This is a genomic window from Kitasatospora sp. NPDC001664, from assembly GCF_053596675.1.
This window is the reverse complement of sequence record NZ_JBSFGS010000014.1, coordinates 58996-79787: the sequence shown is the minus strand read 5'-3', so window position 1 is coordinate 79787 and position 20792 is coordinate 58996. Positions and strand designations below refer to the sequence as shown.

The window sequence follows — 20792 nt, the reverse complement described above, 5'->3', positions numbered from 1 at the left end:
GTCAAGCCGGGCGGACGGTGACCTTGTCGGGGGCGACGGCGAAGGCGAGGGCGCTGGAGAAGACGTAGCAGCCGAGGCCGACCGCGAGGGGGAAGACGAACTGGAGGGCGACCACGCCCGGCGGGGTGGTGCGGACCCCGGAGAGCTCGACCTGGACGGCGGCCATGCCGGTGTAGTGCATGGCGCAGACCGCGACGCCCATCACCGGCGCAGCGGCCAGGACCGCGCCCGTGGCCCGGACGTTGAGCGCGGCCCAGAGCGCCGCCGTCGCCGCGAACACCGCGATGCCCACCGAGGCGGCCACCGTCGCGCGGTCGTAGACCAGCGTCCCGTTGATCCGCATCGCGGCCATCCCCAGGTAGTGCATGGCCGCCACCCCGAGTCCGGTGGCCACCCCGCCGGCCAGCAGGGAGGCGTTGCGCCGGCGGCTGTACCCGACGGTGAAGATGCCGACGCCCACCACGCCGATGGCGGTGAGGAGGCTGACCACGGTGAGCGGTACGTCGTAGCGGATCTCCGCGCCCTGGACCGCGAAGCCGAGCATGGCGATGAAGTGCATGCTCCAGATGCCGACGCCGAGCGAGACCGAGGCGAAGAACAGCCAGTTGCGCCGGGTGCGGCCCTCGGTGAGCAGGGCCCAGCGGGTGGAGCGCAGGGCGAGCAGGGCGCCCAGGCAGGCGGCCAGGTACGAGATCGCCGGGGTGACCCAGCCGTGGACCGTGTGGTCGATGTGACCCAAGAGAGCTCCTAGGCATGCTGTGTTCCTGACAACACGACCCAACCACCCCTGACGGAACGTGGGCAACCACGGTGGTTTCTGTGAAGTCGCAGGCCAGGGGTGGTCCTTCACGGGCGGTGCAAGACACGCTCACCAATCCCGCCGATACCCGTTTTTGTTAGCGAGAGTAATGAGATAGGCTAAGAACATGCCCGAGATGTCCGAGGCCGACCTCGCTGCCGTCAGTCAGCTCAGGTCGGCCGCGATGCGCCTCGCCCGCCGGTTGCGACACCAGCGGGTCGAGGAATCGCTGAGCCCCACCGAGATCGGGGTGCTCGGCACCCTGGCCCGCTGCGGCAAGGCCACCCCTGGTGAGCTCGCCAGGAAGGAACACGTCCAGCCGCCGTCGATGACCAGGATCATCGCGATGCTGGAGGAGAAGGGGTTGGTGCGGCGCGAGCCGCACCCCGAGGACCGCCGGCAGGTGGTGGTCAGCTCCACCGAGGAGGCCGAGGCCATCCTCGAGGAGAGCCGCCGCCGTCGGAACGTCTGGCTGGCCGAACTGGCCGAAGGGCTGACCGAGGAGGAGTGGGCGCAGCTCAAGGAGGCCGCACCGGTCCTCTACAAGCTGGCCCACCTGTAGCCGACGACCCGTCAGCGCATCGAGGCATCGAGAGAAGGAGCACCGCATCACCGCAGGACCGACACGACACACCAGCAGCGCGACCGGGGGACGCACCACGGTCGCGCCAGGAGGGGAGCCCACCTTGACACCGTCGGCCGCCGTCAGCGCCGCCATCCGTACCGACGACTCCACCACCGACCTCGCGGCGCCCGGCGCCGCCGCCGTCGAGAGCCCCGAGCCCACCCCCGTGGGCCTGCCGGGCACCGGCGACGACGACCCCGACGAACGCACCGCGGCGGAGCTCCCCGCCGCATCCGCCCCGCCTCGCGGGGACGGCCCCACCGGGGCCCGCTTCACCCGGCCCGGCGGGATGTTCTCCTCGCTGCGGATCCGCAACTACCGCTACTACTTCGCCGGACAGGTCGTCAGCAACACCGGCACCTGGATGCAGCGGATCGCCCAGGACTGGCTGGTGCTCAGCCTCACCGGCAGCCCGCTCGCGGTCGGCATCACCACCGCGATGCAGTTCCTCCCGATGCTGCTGCTCGGCCTCTGGGGCGGCGTGCTCGCCGACCGGCTGCCCAAGCGGCGGCTGCTGATCGCCACCCAGGGCGCGATGGGCCTGCTGGCCGCCGGCCTCGCGGTGCTCACCGTCACCGGGGCCGCCACCGCCGGCTTCGTGTACGTCTTCGCCCTGCTGCTCGGCCTGGTGACGGTGGTCGACAACCCGACCCGGCAGGCCTTCGTCAGCGAGATGGTCCCGGCCGGGGACCTGGCCAACGCGGTCAGCCTGAACGCGGCCAACTTCCAGACCGCCCGGCTGGTCGGCCCGGCGGTCGCCGGTCTGCTGATCGCCGCGGTGGGCAGCGGCTGGGCCTTCGCGGTCAACGCGCTCTCCTTCGTGGCGGTGATCGGCGGCCTGCTCGCGATGCGCGAGTCCGAGCTGCGGCCGATCACCCCGGTGGCCCGCGAGAAGGGCCAACTCCGGGAGGGGCTGCGGTACGTGAAGGAGCGTCCGGAGCTGCTGTGGCCGATGGTGCTGGCCGGATTCATCGGCACCTTCGGGTTCAACTTCCCGACCCTGCTGTCGGGTTTCGCCTACGACACCTTCCACGTCGGGGCGGGCCAGTACGGCCTGCTCAACACCGCGATGGCGGTCGGCTCGCTGGCCGGTGCGCTGATCGCCGCCCGGCGCGGGGCACCGCGTCTGCGCCGGCTGGTCGGTGCCGCGCTGGCCTTCGGCGCGCTCCAGGTGCTGGCCGCGTTCGCGCCCGGGTACTGGACCTTCGCCGCGCTGCTGACCGTGGTCGGCATGTTCGGCCTGACCTTCAACACCTCGGTCAACTCGGCGATCCAGCTGGCCACCGACCCCGCGCTGCGCGGCCGGGTGATGGGCCTGCTGGTGCTGGTCTTCACCGGCGGCACGCCGATCGGCGCCCCGGTGGTCGGCTGGGTCACGGCCGAGTACGGGCCCCGGTTCGGGCTGCTGGCCTGCGGGGCGGTCTCCGCGGTGGCGGCCGTGGTGGTCGGCCTGGTGCTGGCCCGGGTCGCCGACCTCAAGGTCCGGGTGGACCTGCACCGGGGCAGCCGGGTGGTCGCACTGGTGCCGCGCACCCCGCTGCGCGAGCGGGCCCTGGCGACGGCCTGCTGACGGCCTGTTGACGCCCGGCGGGCGGCCCGGTCAGAGCCTGATCTCCAGGAACTGCCCGGGCCACTCGCTGCCGTCGGGCCGGGGGACGGCGAAGGTTCCGCACGGGGTGAACCCCAGCTTCAGGTACTGGCCCACCAGCCGGCGGTCGTCGCCCCCGTAGCAGTCCACCCGCAGGGTCGGCAGCCCGCGCCGCGCGGTCTCCGCGAGCGCGTCGGCGACCAGCGCGGCGCCGACCCCGGTGCCGCTCGCGGCGCGCTCGGTCGCCAGGAACCGCAGGTACAGCTCCGGCCCGGGCGCCGGCAGCGCGTACTGCGGCCCCTCCTCGTCCACCACGCAGATCCCCAGCGGGGATCCGTCCCCGGCCACCGCCACCCGGGCGTGCATGGTGCCGAGGTAGCGTTCGATCCGCTCGACCAACTCCGGCCGCTCGCTCCAGAGTCGGTCACCCCACTGCCCGGTCCGCCCCTGGTCGATCAGCCAGCCCATGGTCCGGTCCAGCAGGGCGACGACCCCGGGGGCGTCGGCGGTGGTTCCGGTACGTATCTCCATGCCGGCCGTTCTACCAGAGTCCCGCCGACAGCGTGGATCATGGGGACCATGAGGCTCTTCGTGGCGGTGAACCCGCCGGCGGTGGCGGTGCGGGAACTGGTCGACGCGGCGGCGCCGTTGCGGGAGGCCCCCGGGGCGGGGCGGCTGCGGTGGAGCGAGGTGGCGGGGTGGCACCTGACGCTGGCCTTCCTGGGGGAGGTGCCGGTCACCGAGGTGCCCGCCCTGGAGGAGGCGCTCGGGCGGGTGGCGGGCGAGCACGGGGCGCACCGGCTGCGGCTGGCCGGTGGCGGGTGCTTCGGGGACCGGGTGCTGTGGGCGGGGGTGGACGGCGAGGTGTGGGCGCTCCGCCGGCTGGCCGAGGGCGTCCGCGAGGCGGTGGGCCAACTCGGAGGCGAGAGTGACCAGTTCGGGTTCCATCCGCATCTGACGCTGGCCCGGGCCGGCTCCTCGCACGGCCGCCGACGCGCGGACCGCCGCACCGACGCCGCCGACCTCCGGGCCCTGGCCACCGCCCTGGACGGCTTCCGCGGCAGTGACTGGCAGGCGGACGAACTCTGCCTGATGCGCAGCGAGTTGGACCACGGCCCGGCGCGGTACACGGTGCTGCGCCGGTGGAATCTGGCCAACTGGAGCCGGTGACCATCTCTTGTGGAGAATCCGTCGACGCCCTTACGTTCGTCGCCATGGAGTTGGAGCTGCGTCACCTGCGGACCGTCCGGGCCATCGCCGAGGCGGGCAGTCTGACCAAGGCCTCGGTGGCCATGGGATTGGCCCAACCCGCTCTGAGTACTCAACTCAAGCGGATAGAGCGCTTGTTGGGAGGCCAGCTGTTCGAGCGCGGTCGGAGCGGAGTACGGCCGACCCCGCTCGGTGAGCTGGTGCTGGACCGGGCCAAGGTGCTGCTCCCGGCGGCGCAGGAGCTGCAGGAGGAGGCGGTCCGGTTCGCCAACGCGGACGGCGGACGGCGCCGCTTCCGACTGGGAGCGACCCACGGGCCGCTGCTCGGCGCCCTGGTGGACCGGCTGGTGGCCGAGTACCCGGGAGCGGCCGTGAACACCGCGACCTCCTGGTCGACCCAGGAGCTGACCGGCCAGGTGGCCAGCGGACGGCTGGACTACGCCCTGGTGGGGGTCTGCGGGCAGAGCCGTCCGGCGGGGGCGGCGCAGCTCGCCTGGCGGGAGGTGGGCACCGACCCGGTGTTCGCCATGCTCGGGGAGGGGCATCCGCTGGCCGGGCGCGCGGAGTTGGGGCTGGAGGAGCTGGCGCGGGAGCAGTGGGCGGTGGTGCCGGGGGAGGGCTGCTTCGCCGACTGCTTCTCGGCGGCCTGCAGCCGGGCCGGCTTCGCCCCGGCGGCGATGTACGAGACGGACACCGCCTCCTGCGTCCACCTGGTCCAGGTCGGCCGCGCGGTCGGCCTGGCCCGGGCCACCTTCCCGCCCACCTCCGGCGTGGTGACGGTCCCCCTCGCGGGGGACCCGCTCACCTGGCGCCACCTCCTCGGCTGGCACCCGGAGTCGGCCGAGGCGGGCACGGCCGCCGAGGTCACCCGCTACGCGCGGCGCGCCCACACCGAGGCGGCCGGCCGCAGCCCCTCCTACACCGCCTGGCGCGCCCGCCGGTAGGCGGGCCGGCGCACGTGGTTGCGCCCGCAGGGGCGCGAGGAACTGCGTGCAGGGGAACGGCAGCACGTGCAACTGGCTGACGTGCCCCGATCCCACGCTGGTCCGCCTTCCGAACTCGCGCAGTTCCTCGCGCCCCTACGGGGCGCACCGCACCTTCACAGCGCAGGGGCGTCCAGGAGGTCGACCGTGGTCGGGGTGGCGTCGCCGAGTTCGAGGAGGAGGAGGGTGTTGGCGCCGGGGCGGAGGAGGGGCTGGGGGCAGAAGAGGGCGGTCTGCGGGCCCCGGGCGTCGTAGCGGCCGAGGAGGAAGCCGTTGACCCAGAGGTAGCCGTGGCGGCCCTCGGGGACGGCCAGCCAGGTGTCGCCGGTGGCGTCGAGGGTGAGCGTGCCCCGGGCGAAGGGGCCCTCGCCGGTGAACTCCAGGGCGGGCAGCGGGGCGTGGAGGTCGAAGGCGGCCACCTCGCAGCCGTGCAGGTACTGCCGCTCGTGCCGCACCCCGCCGGTGATCCCCTTCGAGTCCCCGGTCAGCGGGCCGTAGTTGACCCGGCCGAGCGAGCTCACCAGCAGCTCCAGCTCCACCCCGCCGGGCACCACGACCGGCTCGTCCGCCGCGCCCCGGCGCAGCTCGGCGACCCGCTTGCCGTCCACCCGCAGCTCCGCGCGGTCGTGCAGGCCCTCGACGGTGAGCGGGAGTTCGGGCCGCTCGGCGGGGACCCGGAAGACGTAGCGGACCACCCCGTGCTCCAGGCCCAGCTCCTCGAAGCTCGGCGGCACCGGGTGCGCGGCGGCCGGTCCGAACGGGATCGGCGCCCGCCCGGTGAGCTCGACCGTGCGCGGCGCGAGCACCGGCGGCAGCTCGTACGGCAGCGCCTCGCCCAGGAACCGGGCCTGCTCGGGATGGGCGGCGGCGAACTCGGCCAGCACCTCGGCGAAGAGGGCGTACTTGGCGGCCGGGGCGCCGCGCTCGTCCAGCGGGGCGTCGTAGTCGTAGGAGGTGGTGACGGGCTGGTACGGCGAGTCGGTCCAGTCGGTGGAGTTGAACGGCGGGTCGGCGTGGTTGGCTCCGGCGCCGGTGCCGAAGTTGGTGCCGCCGTGCGCCATGTAGAGGTTGACGGAGCCTCCGGCGGCCAGGATGCGGCGCAGGGTGTCGGCGGCGTCGGCCGCGTCCCGGCTGTGGTGCGGCTTGCCCCAGTGGTCGAACCAGCCGTTCCAGTACTCCATGCAGAACGGCGGGTCCTCGGGGCGGTGCCGGTGCAGCACCTCGAAGGCGCCCTCGGGGTCGGAGCCGAAGTTCACGGTGGCCAGCACGCCGGGCAGGGTGCCGCCGGTGAGCATGTGGTCCTCGGGGCCGTCCGAGGTGAACAGCGGGACGTCGACACCCCGGGCCGACAGCCCGTCGGCGAGGTGGCGCAGGTAGGCGGCGTCGCTGCCGTAGGAGCCGTACTCGTTCTCCACCTGGACCATCAGGACGTTCCCGCCCCGGGTGGTCTGACGCTCCACCACCGCCGGCAGCAGCGCGTCGAAGAAGCGGTCGACCGCGGCCAGGTACTCCGGGTCCGAGGTGCGGGCCCGGCGGCCGACCCGGGCGGTCAGCCAGCCCGGCAGCCCGCCGTTGTCCCATTCGGCGCAGATGTACGGGCCGGGGCGGACGATCGCCCACAGGCCCTGGCGGGCCGCCTCGTCCAGGAAGGCGGGCAGCTCGTCCAGCCGCTGGTACTCGCCGGGGCGGGGCTCGTGCAGGTTCCACGGGACGTACGTCTCGACCGTGTTCAGGCCCATCGCGCGCAGGGCGGCCAGCCGGGCCGGCCACTGCTCGGGGCGGGTGCGGAAGTAGTGCACTGCGCCGGACAGGATGCGCAGCGGACCGCCGTCGAGACGGAAGCCGGTGGAGTCGTAGGTGAGCATGCACTCCAGCCTGCCCCAGAGCGGCAGGTCGAAGCCATGGACAAACCCCTGGGTGTGTTGGACTGTCGGAGTCCGGCGGCGGTCCCGTGCCGCGCACGGCGCGAGGAGGTGACGGTGGAGCAGTGGTGGTGGTACCTGACGCCCGCTCCGGCCCAGCTGGCGACCGGGCTGGCCTGCCTCGGGGTGGGCCTGCAGAGCGGGGTGCTGCCGACGGTGGGGCCGCGCACCCTGGACCACTGGGTGGCGGTGGTGGTCACCAGCGGCCGCGGGTGGTACGAGAGCCCGGACGGCGCCCGGCATCCGGTGGCCGCCCCGGCCGTGCTCTGGCTGCGCCCCGGTGAGCCGCACCACTACGCGCCGGACGCGGAGGGCTGGTCGGAGTGCTTCGTGGACTTCACCGGCTCCGGGCTGGCCGGCTACGCCGAGCTGGGCCTGCTGCCGCCGCTGCGGGTCACCCCGCTGACCACCGCCGAGCCGGCCCAGCGGGTGGTGTCCCGGATCGCCGCGGCCTGCCGCCGGGGCGGCCCGCTGGTGGACGTGGAGAGCTCGGCCGAGGTGCACCAGCTGCTGGTCGAGCTGCGCCGGCACCGGGCCGACGTGGACGTGGCGGGGGAGCCGGTGCTGGAGGTGCTCCGGCGGGACGCCTGCCTGCCGCTGTCGATCGCCCAGCACGCCCGGCGGGCCGGCCTGTCGGTGGCCGAACTGCGGCGCGCGGTACGCTCGGTGGGCGCGGTCGGGCCCAAGGAGTACCTGCTGACGGTCCGTCTGAACGAGGCCAAGCAGCTGCTCGCGGCCAGCGGGCTGCCGGTCGCGGCGGTGGCCCGCCGGGTCGGCTACCAGGACCCGGCCTACTTCACCCGGATCTTCACCCGCCGGGTCGGGATGGCGCCCTCGGCCTTCCGCGCCCAGCAGTACCGGGGCGGTGCCCAGCTGGGCGGGGCGGAGCGGCGGGAGCGGGCCACCGGGGGGCCGGGCCGGGCCACCGGGTAACCTCGATGACCGTGGACCCCAAGACCCGAATGCGAATCGTGAGCGGCGCGCTGGCGCTGCTGCTGGCCGTGGTGATCGTCAGCGCCCTGCTGCGGCGCTGACGCGGCGGAACGCGAAGACCCCCGGGGCAGTGCCCCGGGGGTCTTCGCGGTGTCGTGCCTAGAGCTGCTCGACCACGTAGTCGACGCAGGCGGTGAGCGCCTCGACGTCGGCCGGGTCGACGGCCGGGAACATCGCGATCCGCAGCTGGTTGCGGCCCAGCTTGCGGTAGGGCTCGGTGTCCACGATGCCGTTGGCGCGCAGCGCCTTGGCGATCGCGGCGGCGTCGATCGACTCGTCGAAGTCGATGGTGCCGACGACCTGCGAGCGCTCCTCGGGCTTGGCCACGAAGGGGCTGGCGAAGGAGGACTTCTCGGCCCAGCCGTACAGCCGCGCGGCCGAGTCGGCGGTGCGGGCCGTCGCCCAGTCCAGACCGCCCTGACCGTTGATCCACTCCAGCTGGTCGGCCAGCAGGAAGAGGGTGGCGATCGAGGGGGTGTTGTAGGTCTGGTCCTTCGAGGAGTTGTCGATCGCGGTCGGCAGGTCGAAGAACGGCGGGATGTACCGGCCGGACGCCGCGATCTCGGCGGCGCGCTCCAGGGCGGCCGGGGAGAAGGTGGCCAGCCAGAGGCCGCCCTCGGAGGCGAAGGACTTCTGCGGCGCGAAGTAGTAGACGTCGGTCTCGGTGATGTCCACCGGCAGGCCGCCGGCGCCCGAGGTCGCGTCCACCAGCACCAGCGAGCCCGCGTCCGCGCCCGCGGGGCGGGCGATCGGCATCGCCACGCCGGTGGAGGTCTCGTTGTGGGTGAGCGCGTAGACGTCCACGCCGGCCTCGGCGACCGGGAGCGGGTGGGTGCCCGGCTCGGTCTTGATCACCGAGGGGTCGGCCAGCCAGGGCGCGGCCTTGACGGAGGACGCGAACTTGCTGGAGAACTCACCGAAGTTGAGGTGCTGGGACTTCTCGCGCACCAGCCCGAAGGCGGCGATGTCCCAGAAGGCGGTGGAGCCGCCGTTGCCCAGCACGACCTCGTAGCCCTCGGGGAGGGAGAACAGGGAGGACACGCCCTCGCGGACGCGCTTCACCACGTTCTTCACCGGCGCCTGCCGGTGGGAGGTGCCGAGCAGGGAGGTACCGGTGTCGGCGAGGGCCTTCAGGGCCTCGGGCCGCACCTTCGAAGGGCCGCAGCCGAAACGGCCGTCGGCGGGCTTGATGTCAGCGGGGATCTGGATCTGAGCCACGCCCGCAGCCTACTGCCCGGGCTCGTCAACTGGGCACCGCCGTCCGCCCGCTGAGATGTGATCTTCCCCGCTCAGCGGCCTGCGGCCGGCCCGGCCCGGGCAGGCGGAAGCCGCCTCCGGCGGGGGCGGGGTGGAGGGGTGGGGGAGTGACGCAGGTGCGGAGCGGGCCCGGCGACAGCCGCCGGGCCCGCTCGAAAGAGTGACTGCGCGTCAGTGCGCGATCGACTCGTAGCCCTCGACCTCGCGCGGGCTGCGCGGGCCGGGGCCGATGTAGCGGGCGGCCGGGCGGACCAGGCGGCCGGTGCGCTTCTGCTCCAGGATGTGCGCGGACCAGCCGGCCGTGCGGGCGCAGGTGAACATCGAGGTGAACATGTGCGCCGGGACCTCGGCGAAGTCCAGCATGATGGCGGCCCAGAACTCCACGTTGGTGGCCAGCACGCGGTCGGGGCGGCGGTTGTGCAGCTCCTCCAGTGCGGCCTTCTCCAGCGCCTCGGCGATCTCGAAGCGCGGTGCGCCGAGCTCCTTGGCGGTGCGGCGCAGCACGCGGGCGCGCGGGTCCTCGGCGCGGTAGACGCGGTGGCCGAAGCCCATCAGGCGCTCGCCCTTGTCCAGCGCGTTCTTGACCCAGGCCTTGGCGTCGCCGGTGCGCTCGATCTCCTCGATCATGCCGAGCACGCGGGACGGGGCGCCGCCGTGCAGCGGGCCGGACATCGCGCCGACCGCGCCGGAGAGCGCGGCCGCCACGTCGGCGCCGGTGGAGGCGATCACCCGGGCGGTGAAGGTGGAGGCGTTCATGCCGTGCTCGGCGGCCGAGGTCCAGTAGGCGTCGATCGCCTTGACGTGCTTCGGGTCCGGCTCGCCGCGCCAGCGGATCATGAAGCGCTCGACCACGGTCTCGGCCTTGTCGATCTCGCTCTGCGGGACCATCGGCAGGCCCTGGCCGCGGGCCGACTGGGCCACGTAGGAGAGCGCCATCACGGCGGCCCGGGCGAGGTCGTCACGGGCCTGCTCGGCGGAGATGTCGAGCAGCGGCTTGAGGCCCCAGACCGGGGCGAGCATGGCGAGCGCGGACTGCACGTCGACCCGGATGTCACCGGAGTGCACCGGGATCGGGAACGGCTCGGCGGCGGGCAGGCCGGGGTTGAACTTGCCGTCCACCAGCAGGCCCCAGACGTGGCCGAACGAGACGCTGCCCACCAGCTCGTCGATGTCCACACCGCGGTAGCGGAGTGCGCCGCCCTCCCGGTCGGGTTCGGCGATCTCGCTCTCGAACGCGACGACTCCCTCGAGCCCGGGTACGAAGTCGGACATGGACGGCTCCTTCAGTGATCCGTTGGACGGGCCGCCGATGGTGGGGCGGCCGCGCCGGTGACCGTTGGTGGATTGGCACTCGGTGTCAGAGTGGCAGGCACGGAGTGCATTGCGCCAGACACCACCACGGTGATGTTCCCTGCGGACGCTCCTGCCGGGTCCGGCGGCGCTGACGGACCATCTGGGCATTTCCGGACGGAACCGGAGGTTACTCCGGCCGACCAGGGGCGGAGCGGTGGCGAGACACCTTATCTCCCACCCGGGTTTGCCGGGACGTAGCGGTATCCGACGCTTGTCGTACGGGATGATGTTGCCGTGCCTACCGCGGATCGTCACCCGACCCCTCCGACCAAGCCGACCGCCGGAACCCCGGCCGAGCCCCGGCCCGCGCCGGACCCGAGCGTGATGCGCCGGCATTACCAGCACGAGGGGCTCGGCGAGAAGCAGCTCGCGGCCGACCCGGTGGCGCAGTTCACCGAGTGGTTCCAGCAGGCCGACGAATCGGGCGTGCCGGAGCCCAACGCGATGGTGCTCTCCACCGCCGACGGGCAGGGGCGGCCGAGCTCGCGCACGGTGCTGCTCAAGGGGTACGACCACCGCGGCTTCGTCTTCTTCACCAACTACGGCTCCCGCAAGGGCACCGAGCTGGCCGCCAACCCGTGGGCCTCGCTGCTCTTCCCGTGGATCGTGATCTCCCGTCAGGTCATCGTCAGCGGAAGGGTGGAGAAGGTCGGCCGGGACGAGACGGCGGCCTACTTCCGCACCCGCCCGCACGGTTCGCAGCTGGGTGCCTGGGCCAGCGAGCAGTCCAGTCCGGTGAGCTCCCGCGAGGTGCTGGAGCAGCGCTACGCCGAGCTGGAGCGGCGCTACCCGGAGGGCGAGGGGGTGCCGGTGCCGCCGTTCTGGGGCGGGTACCGGGTGGTGCCGGACACCGTCGAGTTCTGGCAGGGCAGGGAGAACCGGCTGCACGACCGGCTGCGCTACGCGGCCGGTCCGGGCGGCTGGCGGGTGGAGCGGCTCTGCCCCTGATCGTGCGTGCGCTGACCCTACGTCAATCGCAGTAGCGGCAACTAGCCTGAAGTGATGGATTTCTGGCCATTTGCACGGTGCGCGGGGGTGTCCTGCTGCTTCACTTGGCGGTAATCGGGTGGGCCCGCCCCCGCGGGTTTCCCCGCTTCCCCCGCGTTTCATGCGCAGAAACGAGACTGCAATGGTCACCGCACTCGCCATCCGGCCTGCTGACCGCGACTCCGTCGAGGAGCCCGCCCCACGGGCCTCGCTCGCCGCCCTCGCCGCCCTGGGAACCGACCGTCTCACCGCCGATCTGCACCGGGCGCTGCCCGGCGGGGACACCGGCCAGGTCGCCGTGGCGGCCTTCAACTCGTCCATCTGACGGTCGCCGCACAGTCGAAGCCCGGTCATGCCCCCCGCCCCGCCGCAGGTCCCGTTCACGCAGTTCGTCCTCAAGGTGCACAGCCGCTGCGACCTGGCCTGTGACCACTGCTACGTGTACGAGCACGCCGACACCAGTTGGCGTGGCAAGCCGCGCACCGTCTCGGAGCCCGTGCTGGCAGCTGCGGCGGCCAGGATCGGGGAGCACGCCCTGGCCCACCGGCTGACGGCCGTCCACGTCGTGCTGCACGGCGGGGAGCCGCTGCTCGCGGGCCCCGCCGTGCTGCGCCGGGCGGCCGAACTGCTGGCCGCCGCGCTCCCCGAGGGCTGCGCGCTGGACCTGCGCATCCACACCAACGGCGTCCGGCTGACCGAGGAGTTCTGCGAACTCTTCGACGAGCTCGGCATCAAGGTCGGCGTCTCCCTCGACGGGGACCGGGCCGCCAACGACCGCCACCGCCGCTACGCCGACGGCCGCTCCAGCCACGCCAAGGTGCTGGCCGCCGTCGAGCTGCTCCGCCGCCCCGCCTTCCGCCACCTGTACGCCGGGCTGCTCTGCACCGTCGACGTGGAGAACGACCCCGTCGCCGTCTACGACGCGCTGGTCGCCCTCGCCCCGCCCCGGATCGACTTCCTGCTCCCGCACGCCACCCACGACGAGCCGCCCAAGCGCCCGGAGGCGCTCGGGCCGACCCCCTACGCGGACTGGCTGCTGGCCGTGCACGAGCGCTGGACGGCGCACGGCCGCCCGGTGCCGGTGCGGGTCTTCGACTCGGTGTACCGCACCCTGCGCGGGCGCTCCAGCCTGACCGAGTCGCTCGGCCTGGACCCGGCCGACCTGGTGGTGGTGGAGACCGACGGCACCCTGGAGCAGGCCGACAGCCTGAAGACCGCCTTCGACGGTGCGCCCGAGACCGGCTTCGACGTCTTCGCGCACACCCTGGACCAGGTGGCCGACCACCCGGGCATGCGGGAGCGCCAGTCGGGCCTGGCCGGGCTGAGCGAGCAGTGCCGGGCCTGCCCCGTGGTCCGCTCCTGCGGCGGGGGCCTGTACGCCCACCGCTACCGGAGCGGCCGCGGATTCGACAACCCCTCCGTCTTCTGCGGGGACTTGATGAAGCTGATCACCACCATCCGGGACCGGATCACCCCCGTGGCCGCCGTCCCGGCCCAGCCCGGCTCGGCCGAACGGCCGCTGACCGAGGCTCAGTTGGACGAGCTGGCGCACGGCCTGGGCGGCGCCGGCACCGTCCGCGCGCTGGCCGCCGCCCAACTCGGGCTGACCAGGAGGCTGCTGGCCGCCCTCTCGGCCGGCGCTCCCGAACCCTGGGCGCTGCTGGCCGAGTTGGACACCGACGCGCCTCGGGCGCTGGACGCGGTGCTGGCCCACCCGTACGCCCGGTCCTGGGCGGTGCGCTGCCTGGAGCGCGAGCCCGGCGGCGACCTCGGCGGCTTCGCCGAGCTGGCGGCGGCGGCCGCGCTGCGGGCCGGGCGGGAGTTCGCACTCCCGGTGCCGGTCCGGGACGGGGCGGTGCACCTGCCCACCCTCGGCCGGGTCCTGGTCGGCGGAGGCGGCGAGGCGGTGCTGCAGGGCACCGCCGACGGCTTCGCGGTGCGCGGGGTGACGGTCGGCTGGGACGCGCCGGGGAGCGCGGCCTGGCAGCCGGTGCGCCGGGTGGAGCTGCCCGGCGGCCCGACGCTCGCCCTGGAGGACACCGACCCGCAGCGGGACGCCCACCAGTGGCCGGTGGCCGGGCGGCTGCCCGAGGACGAACTGCTGGGCTGGACGGGCGCCCTGCGGGAGGCCTGGGAGCTGCTCCGGCGGGACCTGCCGGAGTACGCCGAGGGCCTGCCGGCCGGGCTGTCCACCGTCACCCCGCTGCGGCCCGGCCCGGACGGACGGGACGTCAGCGCGGCCGCCCGGCAGGCCTTCGGCGCGGTCGGGATCGCCCGCCCGGCCACCGCCCCGACCCTGGCGCTGCTGCTCGCCCACGAGTTCCAGCACGTCAAGCTGGGTGCGGTGCTGGACTTCCACGAGCTGTACGACCCGGCCGACGAGCGCACCTACCACGCCCCCTGGCGGCCGGATCCGCGCCCGCTGGAGGGCCTGCTCCAGGGCACCTACGCCCACCTCGCGGTGACGGCGTACTGGGGCACCCGGGTGCGCGCCTACGACGGCCTGGCCAGCGCGGCGGCCGAGCACGCCCGGGTGCAGCTGGCCACCTGGCGCGCGCACACCGCCCGGGCGGTGGAGACGCTGGCCGGCTCCGGCTCGCTGACCGCCCTCGGGCTGCGGTTCGCGGACGGGATGCGGGCCACCGTGGAGCCCTGGCTGGCGGTCGAGGCCGGCCGGGCGGCCGAGCGGGCCGCCGCCGAGCGGTCGGCGGCCGTCGGGTGATCGGCGCGGCGGAGCTGGAGCGGGGCCTGCGGGAGCTCGGCGTCGAGGAGGGCGAGACCCTGCTGGTGCAGTCCTCGCTCCGCTCGCTGGGCGAGCTGGACGGCGGCCCCGAGGCGCTGCTCAAGGCGCTGCTCGCGGTGCTCGGCGAGAGCGGCACCCTGGTGGTCTACACGGCGACCCCGGAGAACTCCAACACCTCCCGGCTGGCGCTCGCCCCCACCCTGGGCATGACGGACGAGCAGAAGCGGGAGCACTGGCGCACACGCCCCCCGTTCAACCCCGACACCACCCCCACCTCCCGCATCCTGGGCCACTTCTCCGAGGTGGTCCGGCTGGCCCCGGGCGCCGTCCGCAGCCACCACCCCCAGACCTCCTTCGCCGCCCTCGGCCGCCGGGCCGTCGAACTGACGGAGGGTCACCCGCTCGACAGCCACCTGGGCGAGGGCTCGCCGGTCGGGCGGCTGCGGGCCTGGCGGTCCAGGGCGCTGCTGATCGGCGTCCCGGTCTGGTGCTGCACCGCGCTGCACCTGGCCGAGTACCTCCAGCCCGACCCCCCGATGCAGACCTACGGCTGCGTGCTGCCGGACGGGAACTGGACCTCCTTCGAGGCGGTGCACCTGAGGGACGAACACTTCCCCGGCATGACCGGCGCGTTGGAGCGGATGCCGAGCCTGGTCACGGGCCCGCTGGGCGAGGCGGACTGCTTCCTGATGGACGTCGCGGACGGCGTGGCGGTGGCCGACCGGCACCTGCGCGGCTGACGGCCCTATTCCATTGGAGAACCAGCCCTTCCTACACTGAAGGCCCTCTGTGGGGGAACGGCACACCTGGGAGAGAGAACACACCGGATGTCTCGGGGGAGGCGCGTGTGTACGACGAGGAATCTGGTGGGTGGGACGAGGGAGCGGAGCGGCCGTACTTCTTCCTGAGCTACGCCCACGTACCGCGGGCCAGGACCAAGGGCGCCGGCGACCCGAACCAGTGGGTCAGCCAGCTCTACGAGGACCTCTGCGAGGCGGTCCTGGCCCTGACCGACTACCGCTCCGGCCGCCCGGTCGGCTTCATGGACCAGTCCATGCACCAGGGCCAGCTCTGGGCCAAGCGGCTGTCCCAGGAGCTGGCCACCTGCCGGGTGTTCGTCCCGCTCTACTCGCCCCGCTACTTCTCCAGCCTGGCCTGCGGCCAGGAGTGGCACTCCTTCACCCAGCGTCCGGTCTTCCCGGCGCGGCAGACCTCCGAGCGCACCAGTGGCATCGTGCCGGTGCTCTGGGTGCCGATGAGCGACCGTCAGCTCCCCGAGGTGGCCCGCCAACTCCAGTTCAACCACCGGGGGTTCGGCCGTGAGTACGAGGACGAGGGCCTGTACGCGCTGATGCGCCTGGGCTACTTCCGCAAGGCCTACGAGCTGGCCGTCTTCCGGCTGGCCCGGCGGATCGTCGAGGTGGCCGAGAACACCGTCATCCCGCCCGGCCGCGCGCTGGACTTCAACGCCCAGCCGAGCGCCTTCCCGATGCCGCGCACCAAGCAGCTGCGGATCTCGGTCTACTCGTACGCGCAGTCCGAGCTCCCCGAGGGTCGCAATCCGGACTACTACGGAACCCGGCGGCAGGACTGGCACCCGTACCAGCCGGCCTCCGCCCGGCCGGTGGCCGAGCACGCGGCCAGGGTGGCACGGCAGTTGGGCTTCGAGCCGACCGTGCACGAGTTCGAGGAGGACGAGGCCGAGCTGCTCGCCGGCGCCCCGCCCAACGCGCCCGGCCTGGTGCTGCTGGACCGCTGGGCGCTCAAGGACGACGAGCGCCGGCAGGCGGTGGCCCGCTTCGACCAGCGCAACCCGCCCTGGGTCAGCGTGCTGGAGCCCTGGAACGCCGACGACCCGGACTGCGTGGCCGAGGACCGGCCGCTGACCGAGCTGAGCGCCCGCACCCTGCGGTACAAGCGCCGGGAGTCCAAGCCCAGCTTCCGGGACGGATCGGGCGAGTTGAGCTCGCTGGCCGACTTCGAGGAGGCCCTGCCGCGCGCGGTGATGCGGGCCAAGTACGCCTTCGAGGACCGCACCGCCGCGGAGACCACCCCGCCCGGGCAGCAACGGGATTCGGGCCGCTTCCGCCCCCGCCTGAGGGAGGCCTTCGACCAGGACCCGCCGAGGGACCGCGGAAGACCTTCGTACGACCCGCACGACGAGCCGCCGGACGACGAGGAGGAGGGGCCCCAGCCGGGCCGCTTCGGGGGAGGACACCGATGACCGACAACCCGACCAGGAAGCTGCGACTGCCGGGCCAGGCAGCCGCCCCGGCCGAGGAGGCCCGGCCCGCCGGCGGCGAGGACCGCCAGGGCCGGGTGGTGACGTTCTACTCCTACAAGGGCGGCACCGGCCGCACCATGGCGCTCGCCAACACCGCCTGGATCCTGGCCGCCAACGGCTTCCGGGTGCTCACCGTGGACTGGGACCTGGAGGCCCCGGGCCTGGCCAAGTTCTTCCGCCCCTTCCTTGACCAGGGCGCCCTGGCCGGCACCACCGGGATGATGGACCTGATCACCGACTACCGGGAGGAGGCCCTGCGCGAGGTCGACCACCCGCCGGGCTGGCACCGGGACTTCGCCCGCGTCCACCCGCACGTGCTCTCGCTCTCCTGGCCGGGCTTCCCGGCCGGCGGCAGCCTGGACTTCCTCTCCGCCGGGCAGCTGAACCGGGACTACTCCGAGGTGGTCGGCCGGCTCGACTGGGACCTCTTCTACGACCGCTTCGACGGCGGCCAGTTCTTCGACGCCCTCAAGCGCGACATGAGCCGCCGCTACGACTACGTGCTGATCGACAGCCGCACCGGCCTCTCCGACATCGCCGAGATCTGCACCGTGCAGATGCCGGACGACCTGGTGGTCTGCTTCACCCTCAGCGACCAGAGCATCGAGGGCGCCTCCAAGATCGCCCAGCACATCAACGACCGCTACCGCGAGCGCGGCATCCGCATCCTGCCGGTGCCGATGCGCATCGACGAGGGCGAGAAGGAGAAGGCGGACGCCGGTCGCGCGCTGGCCCGGCTGCGCTTCGCCGGACTGCCCGAGGGCCTGGCCGACGAGGACCTGTCCCACTACTGGGGCTCGGTGGAGATCCCGTACCGGCCCTTCTACGCCTACGAGGAGATCCTGGCCACCTTCGGCGACCAGCCCGGCACCCCCACCTCGATGCTGGCCGCCTGCGAGCGGCTCACCACCGTGCTCACCCGGGGCCGGATCTCCGCGCTGCCGCCGATGGACGAGGAGGTCCGGCTGCACTGGGTGGACGCCTACACCCGGCGCCGCCCGACCGCGCCCGCCGACCTCTACCTCTCCTTCGTCCCCGAGGACCGGATCTGGGCCGACTGGATCGCCGCCGTCCTGGAGAGCGCCGGCTTCCGGGTGGTGCCCCGGGACATCGGCGCCGGGGCCGACTCCCGGCTGGAGACCGAACGCGGCATCGACGCCGCCTCCCGGACCGTCGCGGTGCTCTCGGCCGGCTACCTGAGGGCCCCTCAGGCCCGGGCGCTGTGGGACTCGATGGGCGGCTTCGACCCCTCCGGCACCCGCCGTCAGATCGTCCCGGTCCGGGTCGGCGACGTCCGCCTCACCGCCCCGTTCAGCGGCCGCAACCCGATCGACCTGGTCGGCCGCGACGAGACCCAGGCCGCCGCCATCCTGCTGCGCGCCCTCGGCCGGGCCGAGACCGAGGCCGACCCCGAGGTGGTGATCCCGCGCTTCCCCGGCACCAAGCCGGCCTACTGGTCGGTGCCCCAGCGCAACCCCTCCTTCACCGGCCGGGCGCGGGTGCTGGAGGAGCTGCGGGACAGCCTGGTCGGCGGTCCGATGGTGGTGCTGCCCACCCCGCAGACCCTCTACGGCCTCGGCGGCGTCGGCAAGACCCAGCTGGCCATGGAGTACGCCCACCGCTACATGTCCCACTACGACCTGGTCTGGTGGATCGACGCCGAGCAGACCGACCTGATCTCCACCGCGCTGGCCGAGCTCGCCAACCGGCTCGGCCTGCGGGTCGGCGACTCCGTCAACGAGGCGGCGGAGGCGGCCCGGGAGGCGCTGCGCAAGGGCACCCCGACCCCGCGCTGGCTGCTGATCTTCGACAACGCCGACGAACCGTCGGAGATCCGCCGGTTCTTCCCCGGCGGCTCCGGCCACGTCCTGGTCACCTCGCGCAACCAGGCCTGGTCCGGCCAGGCCGGCGTGCTCGGGGTCGACGTCTTCACCCGCGGCGAGTCCATCGAGCACCTCACCCGCCGCACCCGCGGCCTGTCCCGGGCCGACGCCGACCGGGTCGCCGAGGCCGTCGGCGACCTCCCGCTGGCCGTCGAGGTCGCCGCCGCCTGGCTCGACACCACCCGCACCCCCGTCGACACCTACGTCGCCCAGCTCCACCAGGAGGCCACCCGGGCCCTCGCCGTCGGCCGCCCCGCCGACTACCCGACCCCGGTCGGCGCGACCTGGAACGTCTCCATCGCCCGCCTGCGCGAGCAGTCCCCGGCGGCGGTGCGCCTCCTCCAGCTGTGCGCCTTCATGGCCCCCGAGCCGATCTCCATGGACCTGTTCTACAGCGACCAGATGATCCGCTCGCTGGTCCGCTACGACGAGGACCTCAGCGACACCTTCATGCTCGGCAAGGTGATCCAGGCGGTCGGCCGGTACGCACTGGCCAAGGTGGACGCCGGCTCCAACTCCTTCCAGGTGCACCGGCTGGTGCAGGCGGTGGTCCGCTCCGAGATGGACGACCCCGCCCGGGAGGCCGCGATGCACGAGGTGCACCGCATCCTGGTCGGCGCCCGCCCCGTGCTCGGTGACACCGACAACCCCGCCAACTGGCCCCGCTTCGAGAAGATCTGGCCGCACCTGGTCCCCTCCCGGGCCCAGGACTGCGACGAGCGCGAGACCCGCGAGCTGATGATCGACCGCGTCCGCTACCTCTGGAAGCGCTCCGACCTGGACCGCGCCCGCGCCCTGGCCGAACAGCTCGACCTCACCTGGACCACCCGGCTGGCCGGCGAGGCCAACGAACTCGAGGCCCGGCACCTGCGCCGCCAGGTGCTCAGCCTCAACTTCCAACTCGCCAACGTGGTCCGCTCCCAGGGCAACTTCGCCGACGCCCGGGCGCTCGACGAGCGCACCCTGGCCGGGCAGAAGGAGCTGCTCGGCGAGCACAACCCCTACACCCTGATGACGGCCGGCTCGCTCGGCGCCGACCTGCGCGCGCTCGGCCGCTTCCAGGAGGCGCTCGACCTCGACCTGGAGACCTACGGCCAGTTCCGCGAACTCTTCGGCGAGGAGAACGCCCGCACGCTCTCGGCCGCCAACAACCTCGCCATCGACTACCGCCTGGTCGGCGACTCCTCCGCCGCCCGCGACCTCGACCAGGACACCTTCGACCGCCGCCAGGCCGTGCTCGGCCCCCGCCACCCCTACACCCTCTCCAGCAAGTCCAACCTGGCCCGCGACCTGCGCGAGATCGGCGACTACAAGGGCTCCATCGAGCTGCTGCGGGAGGTGACGGAGGAACTGGCCGACGTCCTCCAGCCCGACCTCCCGGAGAACCTGCGCAACGCCAAGTCGCTGGCCGTATCGCTGCGCCGGGAGGGCCACCTCCGGGAGGCCCGCCAGCTCACCATGCAGACCTACGAGCGCTACCTCGACCGCTACGGCTCCGAGGCCGCCGAGACGCTGGCCTGCGCGCTCAACCTGGCCGCCGACCACAGCGCCTCCGGCGACAAGGAGGCCGCCCGCGACCTGGCCACCGCCGTCTACGAGGGCCACCAGCGCCTGTTCGGCGACGAGCACCCCTTCACCCTGGCCTGCGAGAACAACCTCGGCATCTACCTGCGCGGCAGCGGTGACGTCGAGGCCGCGATCCGCCGGGGCAGCCACACCGTGGACGCCCTGCGGTCCGTGCTGGGGCCCGACCACCACTACACCCTCAACGCGATGATCAACCTGGCCAACGCGTACGGCGACGCCGGCCAGGCGGCGAAGGCCGAGGAGCTCGAACGGGCCGCCTACGCGGGCCTGGTGAACCGCTACGGCCCCGGCCACCCCGACGCCATCGCCTGCGAGTCCAACCTGGCGGTCACCCTCCGCAAGTCCAACCCCGGCCAGGCGGCGGAACTGCGCGAACACGCCCTCACCGAACTGCTCAGGCTCTTCGGCGAGGAACACCCCAACACCGTGGCCTGCCGCGGCTGGAAGCGCATCAACCGCGACCTCGAACCCCAGCCCGTCTGACGAAGGTGGCTGCGCCCCGGCAGGGGCGCGGGGAACTGCGCGAGTCGGAAGGCGGCTCACCTGCAGCTGAAGCACCGTCAGCCAGTCGCAGGTGCT

The 20792-nt window shown here is 73.5% G+C and carries 16 protein-coding genes; 11 read left to right on the top strand and 5 right to left on the bottom strand.

What is annotated here, in order from left to right:
- Nucleotide 1: 1 nt before the first annotated feature.
- Entirely contained in the window at nt 2-739 is a 738-nt protein-coding gene (locus ACWCYY_RS20955; protein ID WP_345283813.1) for an MHYT domain-containing protein, read from the bottom strand.
- Nucleotides 740-926: 187 nt separating this feature from the next.
- Between ACWCYY_RS20955 and ACWCYY_RS20950 the strand changes: the two genes are divergently transcribed.
- A complete protein-coding gene (locus tag ACWCYY_RS20950; RefSeq protein WP_345283814.1) occupies nt 927-1361 on the top strand; it encodes a MarR family winged helix-turn-helix transcriptional regulator in 435 nt (144 codons plus the stop codon).
- Between the two features lie 124 nt (nt 1362-1485).
- A complete protein-coding gene (locus ACWCYY_RS20945; protein ID WP_449796905.1) occupies nt 1486-2994 on the top strand; it encodes an MFS transporter in 1509 nt (502 codons plus the stop codon).
- Between the two features lie 30 nt (nt 2995-3024).
- Here ACWCYY_RS20945 and ACWCYY_RS20940 read toward each other — a convergent pair whose 3' ends face one another.
- On the bottom strand, nt 3025-3543 hold the full coding sequence (locus ACWCYY_RS20940) for a GNAT family N-acetyltransferase (protein WP_345283818.1): 519 nt from the start codon (nt 3541-3543) through the stop codon (nt 3025-3027).
- Between the two features lie 48 nt (nt 3544-3591).
- Between ACWCYY_RS20940 and thpR the strand changes: the two genes are divergently transcribed.
- Nucleotides 3592-4182, top strand: a complete 591-nt coding sequence (thpR, locus tag ACWCYY_RS20935; RefSeq protein WP_345283820.1) for an RNA 2',3'-cyclic phosphodiesterase — start codon at nt 3592-3594, stop codon at nt 4180-4182.
- Between the two features lie 44 nt (nt 4183-4226).
- Entirely contained in the window at nt 4227-5165 is a 939-nt protein-coding gene (locus ACWCYY_RS20930; RefSeq protein ID WP_345283822.1) for a LysR family transcriptional regulator, read from the top strand.
- A 155-nt stretch (nt 5166-5320) separates the two neighbouring features.
- Here the strand turns inward: ACWCYY_RS20930 and ACWCYY_RS20925 are convergent, their stop codons facing one another.
- The gene (locus tag ACWCYY_RS20925; protein WP_449796904.1) at nt 5321-7069 is read right to left on the bottom strand and encodes a glycoside hydrolase family 35 protein; all 1749 of its coding nucleotides are present in this window, start codon (nt 7067-7069) and stop codon (nt 5321-5323) included.
- A gap of 114 nt (nt 7070-7183) precedes the next feature.
- Here ACWCYY_RS20925 and ACWCYY_RS20920 point away from each other — a divergent pair, with 114 nt between their 5' ends.
- Nucleotides 7184-8059 (top strand): AraC family transcriptional regulator, encoded by an 876-nt coding sequence (locus tag ACWCYY_RS20920; RefSeq protein ID WP_449796903.1) that lies wholly within the window; start codon nt 7184-7186, stop codon nt 8057-8059.
- A 159-nt stretch (nt 8060-8218) separates the two neighbouring features.
- Here ACWCYY_RS20920 and serC read toward each other — a convergent pair whose 3' ends face one another.
- The gene (serC, locus tag ACWCYY_RS20915) at nt 8219-9337 is read right to left on the bottom strand and encodes a phosphoserine transaminase (RefSeq protein WP_345283828.1); all 1119 of its coding nucleotides are present in this window, start codon (nt 9335-9337) and stop codon (nt 8219-8221) included.
- A 210-nt stretch (nt 9338-9547) separates the two neighbouring features.
- The gene (locus ACWCYY_RS20910; RefSeq protein ID WP_345283830.1) at nt 9548-10648 is read right to left on the bottom strand and encodes a citrate synthase 2; all 1101 of its coding nucleotides are present in this window, start codon (nt 10646-10648) and stop codon (nt 9548-9550) included.
- Between the two features lie 405 nt (nt 10649-11053).
- Between ACWCYY_RS20910 and pdxH the strand changes: the two genes are divergently transcribed.
- The 6 genes from pdxH (at nt 11054) to fxsT (ending at nt 20696) form a co-directional block, all read left to right on the top strand.
- Nucleotides 11054-11677, top strand: coding sequence for a pyridoxamine 5'-phosphate oxidase (gene pdxH, locus ACWCYY_RS20905; protein WP_345283972.1), 624 nt, complete (start codon nt 11054-11056; stop codon nt 11675-11677).
- A 181-nt stretch (nt 11678-11858) separates the two neighbouring features.
- Nucleotides 11859-12041 (top strand): hypothetical protein, encoded by a 183-nt coding sequence (locus ACWCYY_RS20900; RefSeq protein ID WP_345283832.1) that lies wholly within the window; start codon nt 11859-11861, stop codon nt 12039-12041.
- Nucleotides 12042-12068: 27 nt separating this feature from the next.
- Nucleotides 12069-14438, top strand: a complete 2370-nt coding sequence (locus ACWCYY_RS20895) for an FxsB family cyclophane-forming radical SAM/SPASM peptide maturase (protein ID WP_345283834.1) — start codon at nt 12069-12071, stop codon at nt 14436-14438.
- A complete protein-coding gene (locus tag ACWCYY_RS20890) occupies nt 14435-15199 on the top strand; it encodes an aminoglycoside N(3)-acetyltransferase (RefSeq protein ID WP_449796902.1) in 765 nt (254 codons plus the stop codon). Before ACWCYY_RS20895 ends, ACWCYY_RS20890 begins: the two co-directional genes overlap by 4 nt.
- A 107-nt stretch (nt 15200-15306) precedes the next feature.
- Nucleotides 15307-16683 (top strand): TIR-like protein FxsC, encoded by a 1377-nt coding sequence (locus tag ACWCYY_RS20885; protein ID WP_449796901.1) that lies wholly within the window; start codon nt 15307-15309, stop codon nt 16681-16683.
- Nucleotides 16680-20696, top strand: coding sequence for an FxSxx-COOH system tetratricopeptide repeat protein (fxsT, locus tag ACWCYY_RS20880; protein WP_345283840.1), 4017 nt, complete (start codon nt 16680-16682; stop codon nt 20694-20696). The genes ACWCYY_RS20885 and fxsT overlap by 4 nt, the downstream gene beginning before the upstream one ends.
- The last annotated feature ends 96 nt before the right edge of the window (nt 20697-20792 follow it).

Bases quoted from the DNA above. Each gene is read 5' to 3' on its own strand.
- ACWCYY_RS20950 (WP_345283814.1), top strand. From the start codon at position 927: ATGCCCGAGATGTCCGAGGCCGACCTCGCTGCCGTCAGTCAGCTCAGG.
- ACWCYY_RS20940 (WP_345283818.1), bottom strand. From the start codon at position 3,543: ATGGAGATACGTACCGGAACCACCGCCGACGCCCCCGGGGTCGTCGCC.
- thpR (WP_345283820.1), top strand. From the start codon at position 3,592: ATGAGGCTCTTCGTGGCGGTGAACCCGCCGGCGGTGGCGGTGCGGGAA.
- ACWCYY_RS20930 (WP_345283822.1), top strand. From the start codon at position 4,227: ATGGAGTTGGAGCTGCGTCACCTGCGGACCGTCCGGGCCATCGCCGAG.
- ACWCYY_RS20925 (WP_449796904.1), bottom strand. From the start codon at position 7,069: ATGCTCACCTACGACTCCACCGGCTTCCGTCTCGACGGCGGTCCGCTG.
- ACWCYY_RS20910 (WP_345283830.1), bottom strand. From the start codon at position 10,648: ATGTCCGACTTCGTACCCGGGCTCGAGGGAGTCGTCGCGTTCGAGAGC.
- pdxH (WP_345283972.1), top strand. From the start codon at position 11,054: ATGCGCCGGCATTACCAGCACGAGGGGCTCGGCGAGAAGCAGCTCGCG.
- ACWCYY_RS20900 (WP_345283832.1), top strand. From the start codon at position 11,859: ATGGTCACCGCACTCGCCATCCGGCCTGCTGACCGCGACTCCGTCGAG.
- ACWCYY_RS20895 (WP_345283834.1), top strand. From the start codon at position 12,069: ATGCCCCCCGCCCCGCCGCAGGTCCCGTTCACGCAGTTCGTCCTCAAG.
- fxsT (WP_345283840.1), top strand. From the start codon at position 16,680: ATGACCGACAACCCGACCAGGAAGCTGCGACTGCCGGGCCAGGCAGCC.